This window comes from Nitrosococcus wardiae, assembly GCF_004421105.1.
Classification (GTDB): domain Bacteria; phylum Pseudomonadota; class Gammaproteobacteria; order Nitrosococcales; family Nitrosococcaceae; genus Nitrosococcus; species Nitrosococcus wardiae.
This window is the reverse complement of sequence record NZ_CP038033.1, coordinates 2,557,864-2,573,916: the sequence shown is the minus strand read 5'-3', so window position 1 is coordinate 2,573,916 and position 16,053 is coordinate 2,557,864. Positions and strand designations below refer to the sequence as shown.

Below are 16,053 nucleotides of genomic sequence, written 5' to 3'. Positions count from 1 at the left end.
TTTTTAGGAAGTTCTCCGGCCGGACAAAGAAATCTATTTAAGCATTATCTGCCGCCGGTAGCCGCCGAGAAGTGATATGGGTATAAGCAAAACCTACCACAACGGCTACTAGCAAAATCCCTTGCAGGAGCAACACCTGCCAGTTGGGATAAACACCGAGCGCGGGCAGACTTGGAAAGGCTACCGGATGCACCGGAATCATTCCCGCTTCTTGCAGGGCACCAACTCCTTTTCCGGTCAAAATCACTGCTAGTAGCGCTAACAACCCAGAAGTGACCCCGAAGAAGAGTTTAATCGGCAGCCGAACGCTATAGTAAAAAATTAATCCACTGACAATCAGCAGTACCACCACCCCGACACCAAATCCACCAAGCACTGCCCCCTGCCCCTCCGAACCCGCTTGGGCCCACAAGGCTTGGTAAAACAACACTGTCTCGAAAACCTCCCGGTAAACCGCCAGAAAGGATAACAAGGCCAGCGCCCATAGAGTCCGTTTATTCAAAACGCCCCTCACCTGTTTGGCAATAAATGCCCGCCAACCCTTCGCATAGGCTTTGCCATGCAACCAAAATCCCACATAAAGCAAAATGATGGCAGCCACCAAGGCGGCAATACCTTCGGTCAGCTCCCGGCTGGCCCCGCTAATAGAAATGAAATAAGTGGCTGCAAACCAAGTCGCCACCCCCAACACCAACGCAGGAATCCAACCTAAATGCACATACATCAACGCATCACGCCGTCCGGATCGAATCAACAAGGAAATAATGGCCCCCACAATCAGGACCGCTTCCAACCCTTCTCGCAAGATAATGGCCAAGGCACTCAATGCAATGGCCGTGGGGGAAAGTTGGGTCTCCTCCAGCCGTTTCTGGGCTTGACCCAATAGCTCTTGCAATGCTTTTTGTTCGGCTTGCAGTGCCGCTATCGGCGCACCTTCCCGAAGCAATGCCCGATAGGCCATCATTTCCCTCTCAATGTGGGTCCGCAGGGTGGAGTCCAAGGTATTCAAGCTCGCCTCCACCAGTTCGAAACCTTCCAAATAGGCTTCTACCGCCAATTGCTGAGCCCGCTCATTATCGCCTTCCCGGTAGGCTTCGAGGCTCTGTTCAAGGCGTTTCAAACTCAAGTTCAGTGGCGATTCTTGGGGGCGTAGAAGGGCAGGCTCACTACGCAAATAGGCTAACACCTGACGGGCCTCTTCCCCATGCTGGGCACTTACCTCCCGGGGCGTTTGACTAGTCAGGGCTTGCAAATCGGGGAAGATTTCCTTGCCAAGCCCCTGTTGCCATAGAGCAGCTCCCGCCTTTCGCTCCTCTGAAGCGGTGGCAAAGGTGCTCACATAAAAGGCCAGCGCCCAGCGCTGCTGCTCACTCAAAGGCTGCTGGAAGCTGGGCATCGCCGTGCCGGGCACCCCTAAGGTGATGGTGCTGAAAAGGCTATAAATACTGCGCTGCTCTTGACGCGCCTGATTGTGAAAATTAGTTGGTTCCGGTTCTAAACCCTGGGCGGCCGGACCATCCCCATAACCCTCAACCCCATGACAAGTCGCGCAGCGGGCCTGGTAAAGGGCTTCGCCTGCTTCTAAATTGGGCGCTTGTTGAGGGGCAATTTCAATTTGATAGATCCGGATAATCTCCCAGCGTAATTCATTAGCTGCGGTGGCTACCCTTTCTCCAGGGGCTTTGTTTTGAATCAATGCTAGGAGCTGATGGGCTTGTTCTGCTATCTCGCTTTTTTGAGGCGTTGTGGGTAATTGCTCAACGATTCCCAAAACTTCATGGGCAAACTCGAGCTGCTCCTGATACTCTTCTACATTCAGCACCTGGCCGTCCTGGATGAACTCAGGATAGTCCACGCTAATATAGTCCAACATATGCAAAGCCGTCTGTGCCCGGCCTGCTGCAACCTCAGCACTGCCCACTCCACCGTATCCCATCAGACCGATGAGCAAAGCTAACCCGCCAAGCCACTTTCTTAAAGAGGGTATCGTCAATCCCATTATTCGCACCCTTATCCTCGGTTTGATCCCATGAGTTCCGCTAATATTTATCCAGAAAGGGATCCTATTTTCAAGAAACAAATCAAATGAGAAGAATTTAAAATAGCATTTGCAGGATTACCGGAGCCAAGTAGTCTCTTGAAATGAGTTATCACAAGTTATATAAAATGCCTGCTATAAACTAGCGCAATATAAAGGGCGATGACCCAACAAAACTCAACCCGTCCGCCCTACGAGCAATGGCTACCCGCACTCGAGTGGCTACGCCACTATCGACGGGCAACTTTTAGCGATGACCTCACCGCCGGCATCATCACCGCTATTTTGCTGGTACCCCAGGGCATGGCCTACGCCGTACTCGCAGGGCTACCCCCGGAGGTGGGCCTGTACGCCAGCGTGGCGCCCCCCCTCCTCCTCTATGTGCTGACCGGCACCAGCCGCGCCATGTCGGTAGGTCCTGTATCGGTTGCGGCGATTCTGGTGGCTGAAACGCTAGCCACGACTGACCAGACAGCCGGCGATGGGAGCTACCTGGCGGGCGCCATCCTGCTGGCGGCACTGTCTGGCGCAGCGTTGCTCCTACTGGGCGCACTGCGCCTAGGAGCGCTTGCTAATTTCCTCAGTCATCCGGTGCTTTCCGGCTTTACCAGCGCCGCTGCCCTTATCATTATTGCCAGCCAGCTTGGTAATCTCACCGGCATCCCCCTTGCGCGGGGCGACCTCTGGCACACGCTCGAAGGGTTGGCGACCCACGCCCTCGACGCCAACGGACCGACCCTCGCCATCGGGGTGGGCACCATCCTGGCACTTCTAGGGCTGCGCGGCCCCGTGGCGTGGTCAAACTGCTTAGCCGGCACGGCATGAGCCAGGACAGGGCTCAGCTCATGGGGCGGGCGGCCCCTTTGCTGCTGGTCATCCTCACCACCGCGGCGGTAGCAACCCTCCATCTCGACGCTCGCGGCGTAGCCACGGTGGGCGAGATTCCGGCCGGTTTGCCGCAACCCACGCTGTCATTCTTAACCAACCCGGCATGGCGTGAGCTGTTGCTGCCCGCATTCATGATCGCCCTCATAGGCTATGTGGAAAGTGTCTCAGTGGCCAAAGTACTGGCCCGCAAGCGCCGCCAGAAGATCGATCCCAACCAGGAACTGGTGGCTTTAGGACTCTCCAATTTGGGCGCTGCAGTGGCGGGAACCATGCCCGTTGCCGGCGGCTTCAACCGTTCCATGGTCAACTTCGCTGCCGGGGCCCAAACCCAGTTCGCCGCGCTCATCACCGCCATTCTTGTCGGCACGGTAACATTGTGGCTTACACCGTGGTTTTACTATTTGCCACAAGCCGTCCTGGCGGCGATTATCATTGTCTCGGTGGCACCACTCATCGATCTGGCCACTGTACGCGAGAGCTGGCGCGACGACCGCGCTGATACACTATCGCTGGCCACCACCTTCGGCGGAGTCCTGTTCTTGGGACTCGAAGGGGGGTTCGTCCTCGGGGTATTATTATCGATAGCGCTGTACCAGTGGCGCGCAGCCAAACCCCACATCGCCATCGTTGGACGGGTACCTGGCACAGAGCATTACCGCAATATTCACCGCCATCAGGTCGAAACTTGGCCTGAACTGCTATTGGTGCGCATTGATGAGTCATTATACTTCGCCAATGCTGCTTATCTCGACCAATTCGTCGCCAATGCCGTAGCAGAACGCCCCCAACTAAGCCATCTGGTATTTCTCATGAATGCGGTGAATCACATTGATTTGTCAGCCATTGAGATGCTCATTGGGCTCACCACTGGGCTCCGGGAGGCAGGTATCACGGTACACCTTGCAGAAGTTAAGGGGCCGGTCATGGACCGCCTGCAGCAGTCCCGCCTCCTTGCCGAACTGCCTCCGGGGCAAGTGTTTCTATCAACCGAAGAAGCGGTGCAGGCGCTCATCCAGAAAAGCCGCTCTAATTTCTAAGATTATTGTTCAAAAAAGAATTTCTCTTCACCGAAGGCCGGTCGCAGATGGTCAAGCCAGGTAGCATTGGCATCGTAGCGGGCAAAAAACGGACGTTGTACCCAATCCGGGTTACGCCCTTGGATCATCCGCAGAACAATCGCCTTTTCACCCTGAATCTCGGTAACCCCCTGAATCTCCACTTTACCAGGGTGAGCGCTCATCGAAGGGCCCCGCGCAGTGCGGCCAATCCCTGAAACCCCCTGGATCGCATCACGGTAAATCTGCCAAGCCTTGATCAGGGGCACTTCAAAGTAATTCCGTGCACCGGTATCCCGCTCCACAAACATGTAGTAGGGGATAATACCCAGTCTGATCTGAGTTCTCCACAGGCGCATCCACACATCGGCGTCATCGTTAATGTGCGCCAGCAATGGCCCCTGGGAACGAATTTGGGCGCCGGTGGCGCGCACCCGGCGAATGGCTTCCCGGGCGATGGCCGGTTCCAGTTCCTGCCAGTGGTTATAGTGGGCCATCAACGTCAGGTGTTTACCGGCCCCTTGAATCTGTTCAAATAGGGCCAACAAATCATCGGCATCCTCATCGGTGACAAAGCGTTGGGGCCAGAAGGTCAGGGACTTGGTGCCAATGCGGATGGTTTTTACATGGGCAAATGCCTCGCCCAGTAAAGGTTCAAGGTAGGCTCGCAAATTACGGGTTTTCATCACCAATGGGTCGCCCCCGGTAACCAGCACATCTGTCACTTCCGGGTGCGCTCGCAGGTAGGCTTGCAACTGGTGGGTCTCCTTGGCCGCGATTTTCAACTCCTTGTCGCCGACAAACTGGGCCCAGCGAAAACAGAAAGTACAGTAACTATGGCACACCTGACCGGAACTGGGGAAAAATAGCACTGTTTCACGGTATTTGTGCTGCAAACCCTCGATCCGCTCCCCATTGAGGATGGGAATATTGTCTTCCAGCTGCCCGGCTGGATGGGGATTCAACTCGGCACGCACCTCGCGGATAAGGGCATCCAAGGTTTTCCTGTCGGCACCCCCGGTAATTGCGCTGGCCACTCGGTCGAAATGTTCTGGAGCCAACATGTCCCGCTGCGGAATGGTCAACTGAAAGATGGGGTCATCGGGCACATTTGCCCAATCAATCAATTCATTGATCACGTATTCATTGACCCGAAAGGGTAAAATGCGGGCAACCACTTCCATCTCAAACCGCCGTTCGGCGGAAAATTTTTGTAACTGAGGTATCTGCTCCAGTTGCCGGGCGGTAAACACCTTGAAACGCTGCTGGCCAAAATCGGGCCAATTCTTAGTGCGGCTAATCGCCACGATATTTTGCTTAGACATTGATCGGGCTCCCCAACGATTATTTTACAAACTGGGTTACGCCACTTGGCACAACTTGAAGCGCAGGCAATCACTGCGCGTTAACTACGGCGTGGCGGAGGTGCTGTACCACGCCCAAAGAACGCCAAATTGGTTGGCTCTAAGAGGATAAAATTGACACCACCATTTATTCGGCGGGGCGGCAATGCTAACAAATTCAAGCCGTTTTTTGAAATTTTGGGGGCAATCAACGCCCCGAAAGTAACTATCATTCCCAAGTCCCAGGTAGTCGCGCAGATGGACCTATAATGGCGGGGGAATTTTCGGGCAGGGGTTGGGTGAGGGGGATTTTTCGTAGGAATAGTGGAGCAAACCAGGCCGCCATCAACGAGCACAATCGCCGTATAATCGGCCTTGACGAGGCTTGCTCCTTGATGCTCGTTTAATTCCGTTCCTTCAGCCAGACCAACACCTTAATCTGGCATTTCATTGCGGTTCTCAGGGGTGATTTCCCCCAATAGACGGCGGATCACCGTGGTTTTGCCCACGCCGGGCACACCGGTCAATAAAGGATGGCAGAAAGCGATCGGCACTTTGTTTCCCTTATGCTAGTCTTTTTTATTAAGTACCTCAGTGAAAGCTTTGAAGTATTCCTGGAGCGAGCCGGTGGCGTGGAGCCAGGGAAGTCCTCGTAGCGATTCGCCGGGAGCGAATCGGGACATCCGCAGGAGGCCCCTCAGGGGGCGCGCATCAAACCCTTTTTTTCAGGGAGGAAAAACGGGTTGGCGGAACACCACCAGCTCGCTCCTAAAACACCTCATATTTTATTCATAGGTACTTAACATGTACCGAAAAGAACTTATCAAGATTCTGCTGAACAATCCCATGTCAGTGCATGAACTGGCAGTGGCGATGGAAGAACCTATCAAAGAAGTAAGGGATGATCTCCAGCATCTACAAAAATCGTTGCGCCATAGTCCCTACCAAATCGAGATTACCCCGGCGAAATGCAATCAATGCGGTTTTGTGTTTCACCGGGATAAGATGTCAAAACCAAGCAGGTGCCCCCAGTGCAAGGGGAGCTGGATCAGTGCCCCCCTGATCGGGGTCAGAGAAAAATAACAAGTTAACTGAACCATAACAAAGGACCCAGAGTCTAATTAAAGTTAAGAGCCAATATAGAGCCTAAAGGCTCCAACTCAACTAAGCGACTTTCCTCGGCAGGGGGTAAAGTCATGCTTTATACCACCACAGAAATCCAGCTCAAGGGTATCCCGCTTTCACCTGGGGTCGCCTGGGGACGCGCCTGCTTCTATAGCGAAGCCACACCTTTCCTTGCACTTGGTCATCGAGAAGCGGTCGATGAAGCAGGCCGCCTTCATGAGACCCTAACGTGGATGGTAAAACGCCTAGAAGCCCTCGCCCAGGAAGCCGAAGCGAAGTTGGATTCGGGAATGGCAGATGTCTTTCGAATGCAGCGGATGATCCTGGAAGACCCAAACCTGCAGCAACGCCTTTTCGCCTTCATTGAACATCAGGGATTAGACGCCGAACGGGCAGTAGAGAGGCAACTAGAGCAATATCAAATCCAACTACAGGCCTTAGAAACGGAATACTTGCGACAGCGCGCTGCGGATATTGCTGAAATTAAACAAGGATTGCTGGATCATCTTCGCAGGGCAACCCCCTTTCTTCGCTGCAAAGACGTGGCCCACTGTGAGATGGGGGAGTGTCGTCTTAAAAATGACCATATTGTGATTGCCTCTCAGCTCACTGCCCACTTGCTTATTGAGGCGGATGGCCAGGTCAAAGGCTTTCTGGTAGAAAAAGGAGGGGGCCACTCCCACGCAGCCATCCTAGCCCGCGCTTTAGGCCTGCCGGTTATCGGCGGTATTCAGCACCCTCACCAAACCATTCCTCCCGATACGGAAATTTTAATCAATGGCGATACCGGAAAAGTTATCCTAAATCCGTCTGCAAAAACCCGCCACCGGAGGACCCGTCAGGTCCAACCTAAACCGCCGAGAATCGGTCCCATTCCCGAACTTCAGGTCATGGTTAATATCGACACCCCGGCTGATCTTCAGGAAGCGCTCACGGTCGCTGCAGAAGGAATCGGACTGTATCGCACAGAAACAGAGATCCTCATGAAAGGACGTTTGCTCACCGAGACAGAGCAGGAAGCCCGCTACACCGAGGTGGTGAAAGCAATGGCTGGACGGCCCGTGTATATCCGCCTATTAGACTTGGGAGCCGATAAAGCAGCCCCTTGGCTAAGGTTGCCTCCCGAGGAGAATCCGGCGTTAGGATGTCGTGGTGCCCGCCTCTTACTCTCCCATCCCGAAATCCTTAAGGATCAGGCACGCGCGCTGGCCCGGGCCTCTATTCATGGGCCCATTCACGTGATTTACCCTATGCTCACTGATCGGGATCAGTTCCATAAACTGCGTGCCCTCTTCGACTCGGCCCTAGCAGGCCTGCCTTCAGAGACCTTACTCCATGGGATCATGTTTGAAATCCCCTCTGCTTGCCTGCAAGCGGGGCAACTATTCCAAGAAATCGACTTCGGCTGCATTGGCACCAACGATTTGGTGCAATACCTCTTCGCCGCCGACCGAACCAATAACCATACAGGATACAATGCCCTACTTAACCATCCCGTATTGTGGGAACTCATACAGGAGCTTGCAAAAACAGCCCAGGCAACGGCGAAACCTCTCTCCTTATGCGGAGAGGTTGGAGGTAATGTGCATTTTACCCAAAAGATTATCGCGGCAGGCATTCAGGTAGTCAGCGCTAACCCTAAACAAGTTTTTGCGGTAAGGCAGGCAGCTCAAAGAGTAATCCTTAAAAATTAAGAGGCGTCAAAATGCCCAAGCGATGAGCAAGGTGATAATGCCGAAGAAAGCAAAAAAACCCCCTAACATATACTGAAGCTCACCTAAAAGGCCATCGCCAGCAGCCACCGCAAACCCGACAAATAATAGGACAGTGACTCCGAATGACCACTTGGCCGCCGCTTTAAGACCAACCCCTGGCTCCAGCGCCTCCATTGCACCGGTCACTAAAAAACCTCCCGCCATAAAGGCAATGATCACAAACACAGCGGCAACCACAAGCACCACGGCCAGAATTTTAAGATCACCTCGAGAGCCTGCCCCCATGCCCTCTCCTCCTCATTCGTTCTGACCCTTGATATAATCACGGATTTTGTCCGGCTCCGGCAAGCCTTGAATCATCACTTCAGGATTGTCCCCGGCAGTGTAAATCACCACATCACCTGCGTTTAACATTCTTTGCAATAAAGATTGGTTGACCTTGACCGTACGAACAGAGCTCATATGGATCTCCGTATAAGATTTATTCAATAAGCCGTGTGCCCAAACAATCTCGTCTGTTTTGATGGTGAGCTTGTCCATCTTGGTCTTGATATACATCCACAAGAGAACGATAATTCCGATTCCCAGAGGAATCAGCAAGATAGAAAATACTGTGAGAAACGGATTCATCCGCAACATGGAAGGATTCGCTTCATAAAGTATGGTTGACACAATTGGCCTTCCTTTGTCTTATTTGATTTTAAAACAGAAAACTCATAGTATCTTATCCGATCCCAACCCGCGAGTTGATATCCCATCAGAGCCACCTGCTAGAATAGACCATTATCGGGGAAGCGCCTTCTCGCTTACGAAGAGGAACGCTACTGTTGCCTTTGCCAAAACAGACAGTTAGACTGCCACCGTGATAAATTTATCAAATTTTTAAGGTCGCACTTATCCACCGGTCCACCGGGCGACGTTCATCTCAAGTTAACTGACCATACCAACCAAGCGAAGGATTTCGTGTGAAAACACTCAAAACAACCGTCACCGTCATCGCTATAACGCTAATAATGGGGAGCCTCGTTGCTCTGATTAGCTACCACTGGCCTAGAACTGCACTTTTCCGGGTTGTAGATACTGAGGTCAAACGCATCGACAACAACGACCAGTACCGCATCACCGCTATCCGCCAAAAGGACGACAAGCGAATGGTATTCCGCAACGAGGATGCTTGGCATCGGCTTAAGTTCAACAGCGCTGACATTCAAGGCGATGCGGCAATTGCAGAACGGGAAAATCTGGTGGTGGAAATGACCTATTATGGCTGGCGTAGCAACTTCTTGTCGTGGTTCTGGAATGTCAGCGATCTGGAAGTCTTGCGAGAGAAGACAAGGAACCTACCGCAACAAGAATAGGAGAAATTGCTCCTTCTAGTTATCCAATACAGGAGTTTCGAAATGCTCATGGGGGACTGTTGTCCTCCTTAGTGCTTACTTTTTAGCTTCCCAGAATGTCAATAAATTGAACCATCGCCCCACCGGCTGTACCTGGCGAAAACCCGCCGCGGACAAATAATCCGGAATTTCACCACGCACATGGACAGCGACAGCAGGCATGAACAACTGAGGCCATAGCAGCAACCACCATAAAGGGTGACCTGGCCGGTCAAAATCTACCGCCAACAGGCGCCCACCAGACTTGAGGACACGATAAATTTCACTCAATCCCTCTCGTTTCAACCCTGCAGGCAAGTGGTGTATCATCAAGCTAGATAACACCACATCAAAGCGCCTATTCTCAAAAGAGAGATCCTCTACAATCCCCAACTTGAACTGAGCCTGGCTCCCGGAACGGGCCGCTTTTTTCCTGGCCAAGGTAATCATGGGAACAGAAGGATCAATCCCCACCACCGCCCCGGAAGGACCTACTTCCTCCGCCGCCAATTGGGTTAACACCCCCGTCCCGCACCCCACATCCAGAACTTGCTTGCCAGGGCTCAGCCGAGCATAGCGCAGCGTCTCCCGTCGAAACTTCTTTCTCAAACCCACCAGGGCGCATTCTGCATCATAAAACGGTGCCTGCCATTTCAGCACGGCTCCCCGGGTTTTGGGCACCACTTCCCGGCTTGAATCATTCATGTTGTTATCCTGTGAGTAATAGACTGCACTCTGAAATTGATGCGGTTTCCAACGCTGCCAACAACCCTTGCCAGATCCCATACTCAACCTGTCCTGGCTGGGAGGGACTAAAGATCTGCAGCACATTTTCTCCTGCCCAATTATACAGCTCCAGGCAGGACAACGTACCTCCCTCCCCCGGCTTACGCAGGATCCAGGCACTGGCAATCCCGGTTCCTCGTAAGTAGAGGGTAAAATCAGTATCTAAGGCAGTCAGCCAAAGGCCCGTGATCCCCACCTGCTTGACCATTCCTGTATGGATTTGCACCACCCCCCCATTGCCCACATGAAAGCTCAAGGGCAACGCTGTCTCCCGCAACACCTTCATGAATACTTGCAAATCAGGCAAGACAACGGGAGTGGCTAGGTCAGCGCCGACCAAACGCAAACCTTGAATCCGAGTCATCCCAAAATTTTTAAAAAGCGCCGGAAGATCATGGATATCCTGAAGAGCGCACCATGACTGTCGGAGTAAAGCCATGTCAATTTCTTCGTCGGCGCAAAAAAGAGGCCGGGGCACCGGCGCTACTGACTGCCGGGGTCTTTGATCGGCGCTGCGGTAATAGGCTATTAAGTTTTCATAGGCTTCCCAATGACTGTCCCTGGTCAGGTAAACCTTATGCACGCCAACACCATCTCGATCAAAGAACTGTAAACTATGGCGAAAGCCATCATCCCATTTCTCTTTAACGGCAAAACCATAATGCCAATGGTTGAGAAACAAGCGTAAATCGATGGCGTCACCCTGTACCCGCCCATGAGAATCGAATAATTTAATGGCCTGGTATTGGCTTACTTTCTCCTGGACCACGTGGCGATTACCCGTTACCACCCTCACCTTCCCTAGTTGGGGTAACTCCTTAATTAAATCCCGCAGACCACATAAGCGAGTGACCGTTTTTCCGCAAGAGGCTGCCAAAACTTCAACTTCACTGACATCCCCATGGGCAGCTTTTCTTGGAAGGCAAACCCTGGGCTTTTCTTGGTCATGCCGCCATTGCGTTCTCAACATTTTAGGCCTACCCCTATTAGAAAGAGAAGTTTATTATATGTAAATGATAATCATTATCATTTAAATGTCAATCAATTTACAAAAATAATTGATAATAATTTGCATTCATTCTCAAATCGATTAGGATTAACAATAAGCAAGGATTGAAACGAGAAAAAAGGGCCGCGTGCGCAGGGAAAGGCCCGGGATTGTGAATCTGAAAGGGATACTAAAATGCGTTTTTTTGTGACTGGAGAACAACGCCGCAGCGCGCTGCTAAATACCATTATCCTACTTTTTCTGGGCTACATCGCCCTGCTCTGGGTCAGCAATGGTTTGATGTATTTTCATAAGATGAGTTTAACGCCAAGTTCTGTTACAGACTATTATCTTGGCTCGGAAGAAGACTTCACCCAACCCATTAGCTACCAAAGCCTGCTGGAAGTCTCCCACTTCCACCTTTTTTCCATGGGTATTCTCGTGCTCACTCTAGCCCATCTGATGCTGTTTACGGAACTTCCCACCGCTCTTAAAATTTGGCTTTCCGGCCTAACCTTTTTTGCCGCAGTGGCTAATGAAGCTGGCGGCTGGCTGGTGCGCTTTGTCCACCCAGATTTTGCCTATTTCAAGATTGGCTCTTTCCTATTATTAGAGGCGACTCTGGCTGCTCTACTCATCTTCATAATCGCCTCACTCATCCAAACGAGGCGCCGTTTACGCACCCACCAGTCCGTTTCCCCCCTAAAACACGGGGAGAAATATGCCTCCCAAATGCAGATGTCAACCCGCCATAAAGACTACGAAGCAACAACCCCGGTCTTCGAAGGCAACCTAAATCACACCTCAAACCATTCCTCCCATTAATTGGCGGAAAAAGGTTGAAGGAAAGTTCCAAGGAAGGTAGCTCATGTCAGCAAAGTAATTTCCTCGACCAAAGTTTTGAGGTATTGGAGCGAAGGGGTCGCCGAACTTCTCTGTGAGACTTCAATGAGAAATTCCCGTGGTCATGCGGTGGTCATCGGAGCCAGTATTGCTGGCTTGCTGGCGGCTCGAGTTCTCCAAAACCATTTCCAGCGGGTCACCCTGGTGGACAAGGATATTGAAACACCAAGCCCACGAAAGGGAGTCCCCCAAGGGCGGCACGGCCATGTTCTGTTGGCAAACGGCACCACTGTGCTCGCCAAGCAATTTCCTGAACTCTTCGCAGATTTAGTAGCACAAGGCAGCACTGTGGTCGATATCTCTACTGAAGAGCTCCAGTGGTTCCATCATGGCGCCTGGAGACTGCCGCCAAGCACCAAAATTCTTGGATATTCACAAACCCGCCCGTTTCTTGAGTGGCATCTAAAACGCCACTTGGCATTGCATCACCCTGTTCAGTTTCTCACTGCTACCTCGGTCGTCGGATTACAGACCGATGCTCAGAAACAACGCGTCACCGGAGTCCGCATTCGACCTAAAAACAAGGGAACCGTGGCAACCCTGGCGGCAGATATGGTCATCGATGCCAGCGGTCGAGGCAGCAGAACTCCGAAATGGCGGGAAGCATTGGGCTATCCTAGACCGGAGGAAACTAGAGTGGGAATCTATCTGGGGTATGGAAGTCGACTCTACCAACCACCTCCAGATTTTAAATCTGACTGGAAAATTCTAGCTGTCTATCCCCAAGCCCCCTCCAGCACTAAGTTTGGCGTTATTTTCCCTGTGGAAGGAACACGACTTGGAACGTTACCCTCCCCATGCTGAGAGCGGGCTTGATTTAGACGGGCATGAGTCGCTCCAAAACCTGTTGATAAGATTGCCCCTGAGCGAAGAGGCCCTGTGCCAACTGCACCCACTGACTCAAGGCATCACGGGTGAGGGTATAGAGCTTCTGAGCGACGGTTTGCTGATTATCTTCAGCAAAGGCAAATCGTTCTGATTTTCTGCCACCCGCCGGGGTCCGCTGAAGCAACGACTGCGCTACGCCACTCAAGCGGAAGTGGCGTTTGAGCGCTTCCTCCTTACGTACCTGAGACGCTTCCAGGCCCACGGCTTGTTTGCAGAACTCATGAAAGATCTCCACCGGCCAGCGATCGCTCCAGACCCGAATCACCCGGCCTGCTTCCCAGTGCAGGGCATCGGTGACCGGTCATGATGCACGTAGGTCCAATCCAGAACCATGACTTCCAAGCCCCGTCCTCGATGCTCGCCTGCGACCACCGCTCGATGGCGCGCCAGCAACCCCTCACTATCCCCGCCGGCTTCAAACACCGCCGCATGCATCGCTCGTCGGCTCACCCCTCCAGCCTTCGCCCAAACCTGCTGGGCGTCAATCCCTTGCAGCGTCTTATTGGGACTGAGCAACAATCCCGTGATATAGCGACTCACATGCTCAAACCCGGCGTCCCGACAAAAGAACTCTCGGTAAGGCTCAAGACCCTCCTTTATAGCGGTTCTCATTTAAGTTAGGGACAGAGGCCACAATGCTTAAAGTAGGCTTGACAGTTTTGAGGGGAAATCAGCGTAAGCGCTTCGCTGAGGGCTTGATAAAGCTGCTCTTTTGTCCGGGCCGCTTTTTTCTTTAGGACATGTTTTAGCTTGGACCAGGCGTATTCAATAGGATTGAGCTCAGGATGATAGGGGGGTAGAAAGACCACCTTGGCGCCGGTCTGCTCGATCTTCTCGATAGCCTCTTCATATCGATGAGCGGCGGCATTATCTAAAATGACCACTTTCCCTTCCTGGAGGTGAGGCCAGAGGAAATGTTCGACATAATAAAGGAAAACGGGGCCATTGAGTGTGCCTTCAAAACACATCGCTGGCAGTACTCCGTCTCTGGACAGAGCGCCGATGGTGCTGATGCGCTCGCCTTGGGTCGTTGGTTTTTCTCCATAGGCTCTTTGCCCTTGAGGGGCCCGGCCATACACCGGGGTCAGATTCAACACCGCTCCGGTTTCATCGAGCACAATGAAGTCTTCGGGGGAACACAGGCTCACTTTGATCCAATACTCAAGCCAGCGTTGTTGGACCCGGGGGGTGTGTTTTTGGGGATCGTAGACCGTTTTTTTTTCGCGTGATCCGGTGCTTTTTCAGCCCTCGATCCATCGCCGAGGTGCTAATCGTTTCACCAAAGCGGGCTTCAAATCGCTGGCACAATTCCTGGAGCGTTAAATCGGGTTCGCACTGCAACACCTCGGTCAAATACTGGGCCCTCGGCTCATCAATTTTTGCCGGATGCCCCACTCCTTCCCGGCGCTTGGGATGGACCGTCCCCGTCTCCCGAAAGCGCCTCAAAAAACCACTGACCGTGTTCTTCGACAGTTTAAATCGTGTCGCCAGCTGACGGATTGAACCCTCTTTGTTCGCATAGGCTTCAATGACTTTTTGGCGTAAATCCAATGAATACGGTGCAGGCATCGTCGTTAAACCCCTTCAATCGGGTTGAAGAAAACAAGCTATTTTAACATTGTGCCTAATGAAAACGGGAAGTGCTATATTAGGCTGGGAACACCGACTAACGGTAGCCACATCTCTATGCATTTTCTTCAGTTGTTCTTCCCCCTATCATCCCTCTTAAGCAGTTAACTTTCCAAGTCGTGAAGGAAACCGCTGGCTGGTGACCTTAGTTGGAGCATTGCGGGACTATCCTCCAGAGGATGAGGAAGGATTCCTGCAATTTGCCAAAGCCTTGGATCACCCGGGAATTTACCAAGCCATTCAAAATGCCACCCCCCTTACCCCCATTGCCAAATACCGGTTTCCCAACTATCTTCGCCGACATTACCAATGTCTTGTGCCATTCCCTGAAAGTTTTCTGGTCATGGGAGATGCCATGTGTAGCTTTAATCCCATTTATGGCCAGGGAATCACCGTCTGTGCCCTAGAAGCGGAAACGTTTGAGAGGTGTTTACAGCACTCGAAGGGTGAGCTACCAGTACTATCCAGAGACTATTTTAAAAAGGCCTCCCGTATTATTGATAACGCCTGGAGAATGGCAACCAGCGTTGATTTTCTCTACCCCCAAACGGAAGGCAAGCGGCCCCTAGGGACTTCCTTAATGAATTGGTATAACGCCCGGCTACTTGCATTGTCAGCCCGGGACAAAAAAATTGCCACTACCTTCCATGAAGTGTTGCATTTCCTAAAACCCCCGACTGCCCTCTTTCATCCCTATATCATGGCACAAGTTCTAAAGTCGGGCTTGAAATCTAACAGATCCTCTTGAGTGAGAGCCGTCTTCTAATCTTGCATTCAAAGTTCCTTACGGCGTTCCCGGCTTTTTTCCTCAAGAACCTCTTTGATGAGGAAATCTAATTTGCCCGATTTAGCGTCCTCCTCAATTTGTTTATGCCACTGCTCTCAATCTGCCTTATAACCCTTAGAAAATCATCGCCTTAAGCGCACGGACTCTTCAGGAGAAAGAGATTCAATGGCCGACTTTATTTCTTCTACTTTAGGCATAAGATTATCCTTGTCCACGCCTGCTTCCACAAAGACTCTGTAACATCGGGAGCCGCCACCCACCAAGCCCAGGATAAAAGCCATGTGGAGCCAACCTGGAACACGCAGCACAACCTCCACCTCATTAAAGCTAAGATTGGTTTTGCTGCCAATTTAGTCTAGGTTTTTAAATAAAGCTTTATCTAAAGCTTATTCTGCTTCCGGAAAGTTAATGCGACCTTGAGCTCACACCTATTATTACTTCCCCATCGCTTGCCTTCATGGCGTTAGAAATGAACTCAAGTGACTGAAATTGTTACTGGGCGTCACGCTTTTTACGGGCATCTCGATGGATC

The 16,053-nt window shown here is 52.0% G+C and carries 18 protein-coding genes and 1 pseudogene; 8 read left to right on the top strand and 11 right to left on the bottom strand.

Annotated elements, in window-relative coordinates:
• Nucleotides 1-37: 37 nt before the first annotated feature.
• On the bottom strand, nt 38-1,999 hold the full coding sequence (locus tag E3U44_RS12350) for a cytochrome c/FTR1 family iron permease (RefSeq protein ID WP_134358478.1): 1,962 nt from the start codon (nt 1,997-1,999) through the stop codon (nt 38-40).
• A gap of 201 nt (nt 2,000-2,200) precedes the next feature.
• Here E3U44_RS12350 and E3U44_RS20400 point away from each other — a divergent pair, with 201 nt between their 5' ends.
• Together E3U44_RS20400 and E3U44_RS20395 are read left to right on the top strand one after the other, a co-directional pair.
• Nucleotides 2,201-2,863 carry a SulP family inorganic anion transporter gene (locus tag E3U44_RS20400; RefSeq protein ID WP_206054783.1) on the top strand — a complete coding sequence of 221 codons (663 nt, stop codon included), beginning with the start codon at nt 2,201-2,203 and terminating at the stop codon, nt 2,861-2,863.
• Entirely contained in the window at nt 2,860-3,963 is a 1,104-nt protein-coding gene (locus E3U44_RS20395) for a SulP family inorganic anion transporter (RefSeq protein WP_338040756.1), read from the top strand. The genes E3U44_RS20400 and E3U44_RS20395 overlap by 4 nt, the downstream gene beginning before the upstream one ends.
• A gap of 2 nt (nt 3,964-3,965) precedes the next feature.
• Here E3U44_RS20395 and E3U44_RS12340 read toward each other — a convergent pair whose 3' ends face one another.
• Nucleotides 3,966-5,306 (bottom strand): KamA family radical SAM protein, encoded by a 1,341-nt coding sequence (locus tag E3U44_RS12340; protein WP_134358477.1) that lies wholly within the window; start codon nt 5,304-5,306, stop codon nt 3,966-3,968.
• Between the two features lie 822 nt (nt 5,307-6,128).
• On the opposite strand from E3U44_RS12340, the gene E3U44_RS12335 reads away from it, so the two are divergent.
• Together E3U44_RS12335 and E3U44_RS12330 are read left to right on the top strand one after the other, a co-directional pair.
• A complete protein-coding gene (locus E3U44_RS12335; RefSeq protein WP_134358476.1) occupies nt 6,129-6,407 on the top strand; it encodes a transcriptional regulator in 279 nt (92 codons plus the stop codon).
• Nucleotides 6,408-6,520: 113 nt separating this feature from the next.
• Entirely contained in the window at nt 6,521-8,143 is a 1,623-nt protein-coding gene (locus tag E3U44_RS12330) for a phosphoenolpyruvate--protein phosphotransferase (protein ID WP_134358475.1), read from the top strand.
• 6 nt (nt 8,144-8,149) lie between these two features.
• Here E3U44_RS12330 and E3U44_RS12325 read toward each other — a convergent pair whose 3' ends face one another.
• Together E3U44_RS12325 and E3U44_RS12320 are read right to left on the bottom strand one after the other, a co-directional pair.
• Entirely contained in the window at nt 8,150-8,449 is a 300-nt protein-coding gene (locus E3U44_RS12325; protein ID WP_134358474.1) for a hypothetical protein, read from the bottom strand.
• A 12-nt stretch (nt 8,450-8,461) separates the two neighbouring features.
• Nucleotides 8,462-8,836 (bottom strand): PH domain-containing protein, encoded by a 375-nt coding sequence (locus E3U44_RS12320; protein ID WP_134358473.1) that lies wholly within the window; start codon nt 8,834-8,836, stop codon nt 8,462-8,464.
• Between the two features lie 341 nt (nt 8,837-9,177).
• On the opposite strand from E3U44_RS12320, the gene E3U44_RS12315 reads away from it, so the two are divergent.
• On the top strand, nt 9,178-9,522 hold the full coding sequence (locus tag E3U44_RS12315) for a DUF1523 family protein (RefSeq protein ID WP_134358472.1): 345 nt from the start codon (nt 9,178-9,180) through the stop codon (nt 9,520-9,522).
• A 75-nt stretch (nt 9,523-9,597) separates the two neighbouring features.
• On the opposite strand, the gene E3U44_RS12310 is transcribed toward E3U44_RS12315, so the two are convergent.
• Complete coding sequence (locus E3U44_RS12310; RefSeq protein ID WP_134358471.1) at nt 9,598-10,245, bottom strand: class I SAM-dependent methyltransferase; 648 nt, start codon at nt 10,243-10,245, stop codon at nt 9,598-9,600.
• Nucleotides 10,246-10,249: 4 nt separating this feature from the next.
• Nucleotides 10,250-11,296 carry a hemin-degrading factor gene (locus tag E3U44_RS12305; protein WP_134358470.1) on the bottom strand — a complete coding sequence of 349 codons (1,047 nt, stop codon included), beginning with the start codon at nt 11,294-11,296 and terminating at the stop codon, nt 10,250-10,252.
• A 213-nt stretch (nt 11,297-11,509) separates the two neighbouring features.
• Here E3U44_RS12305 and E3U44_RS12300 point away from each other — a divergent pair, with 213 nt between their 5' ends.
• Together E3U44_RS12300 and E3U44_RS12295 are read left to right on the top strand one after the other, a co-directional pair.
• Nucleotides 11,510-12,139, top strand: a complete 630-nt coding sequence (locus E3U44_RS12300) for a hypothetical protein (RefSeq protein WP_134358469.1) — start codon at nt 11,510-11,512, stop codon at nt 12,137-12,139.
• A 123-nt stretch (nt 12,140-12,262) separates the two neighbouring features.
• Nucleotides 12,263-13,021: an FAD-dependent oxidoreductase gene (locus E3U44_RS12295; protein ID WP_134358468.1), complete on the top strand. Its 759-nt coding sequence runs from the start codon at nt 12,263-12,265 to the stop codon at nt 13,019-13,021.
• 13 nt (nt 13,022-13,034) lie between these two features.
• Here E3U44_RS12295 and E3U44_RS19660 read toward each other — a convergent pair whose 3' ends face one another.
• The 4 genes and pseudogenes from E3U44_RS19660 to E3U44_RS12280 form a co-directional block, all read right to left on the bottom strand.
• Nucleotides 13,035-13,370 carry a hypothetical protein gene (locus tag E3U44_RS19660; protein ID WP_206054780.1) on the bottom strand — a complete coding sequence of 112 codons (336 nt, stop codon included), beginning with the start codon at nt 13,368-13,370 and terminating at the stop codon, nt 13,035-13,037.
• Nucleotides 13,367-13,717, bottom strand: coding sequence for a hypothetical protein (locus tag E3U44_RS19655; protein ID WP_206054779.1), 351 nt, complete (start codon nt 13,715-13,717; stop codon nt 13,367-13,369). The genes E3U44_RS19660 and E3U44_RS19655 overlap by 4 nt, the downstream gene beginning before the upstream one ends.
• Before the next feature lie 5 nt (nt 13,718-13,722).
• Nucleotides 13,723-14,265: pseudogene (locus E3U44_RS12285) on the bottom strand (IS630 family transposase); the annotation flags it as partial.
• 1 nt (nt 14,266) lies between these two features.
• The gene (locus tag E3U44_RS12280) at nt 14,267-14,674 is read right to left on the bottom strand and encodes a helix-turn-helix domain-containing protein (RefSeq protein ID WP_134356860.1); all 408 of its coding nucleotides are present in this window, start codon (nt 14,672-14,674) and stop codon (nt 14,267-14,269) included.
• Nucleotides 14,675-14,873: 199 nt separating this feature from the next.
• Between E3U44_RS12280 and E3U44_RS12275 the strand changes: the two genes are divergently transcribed.
• A complete protein-coding gene (locus E3U44_RS12275) occupies nt 14,874-15,482 on the top strand; it encodes a hypothetical protein (RefSeq protein WP_134358467.1) in 609 nt (202 codons plus the stop codon).
• A 161-nt stretch (nt 15,483-15,643) separates the two neighbouring features.
• Here the strand turns inward: E3U44_RS12275 and E3U44_RS12270 are convergent, their stop codons facing one another.
• Nucleotides 15,644-15,829 (bottom strand): hypothetical protein, encoded by a 186-nt coding sequence (locus E3U44_RS12270; protein ID WP_134358466.1) that lies wholly within the window; start codon nt 15,827-15,829, stop codon nt 15,644-15,646.
• Between the last annotated feature and the right edge of the window lie 224 nt (nt 15,830-16,053).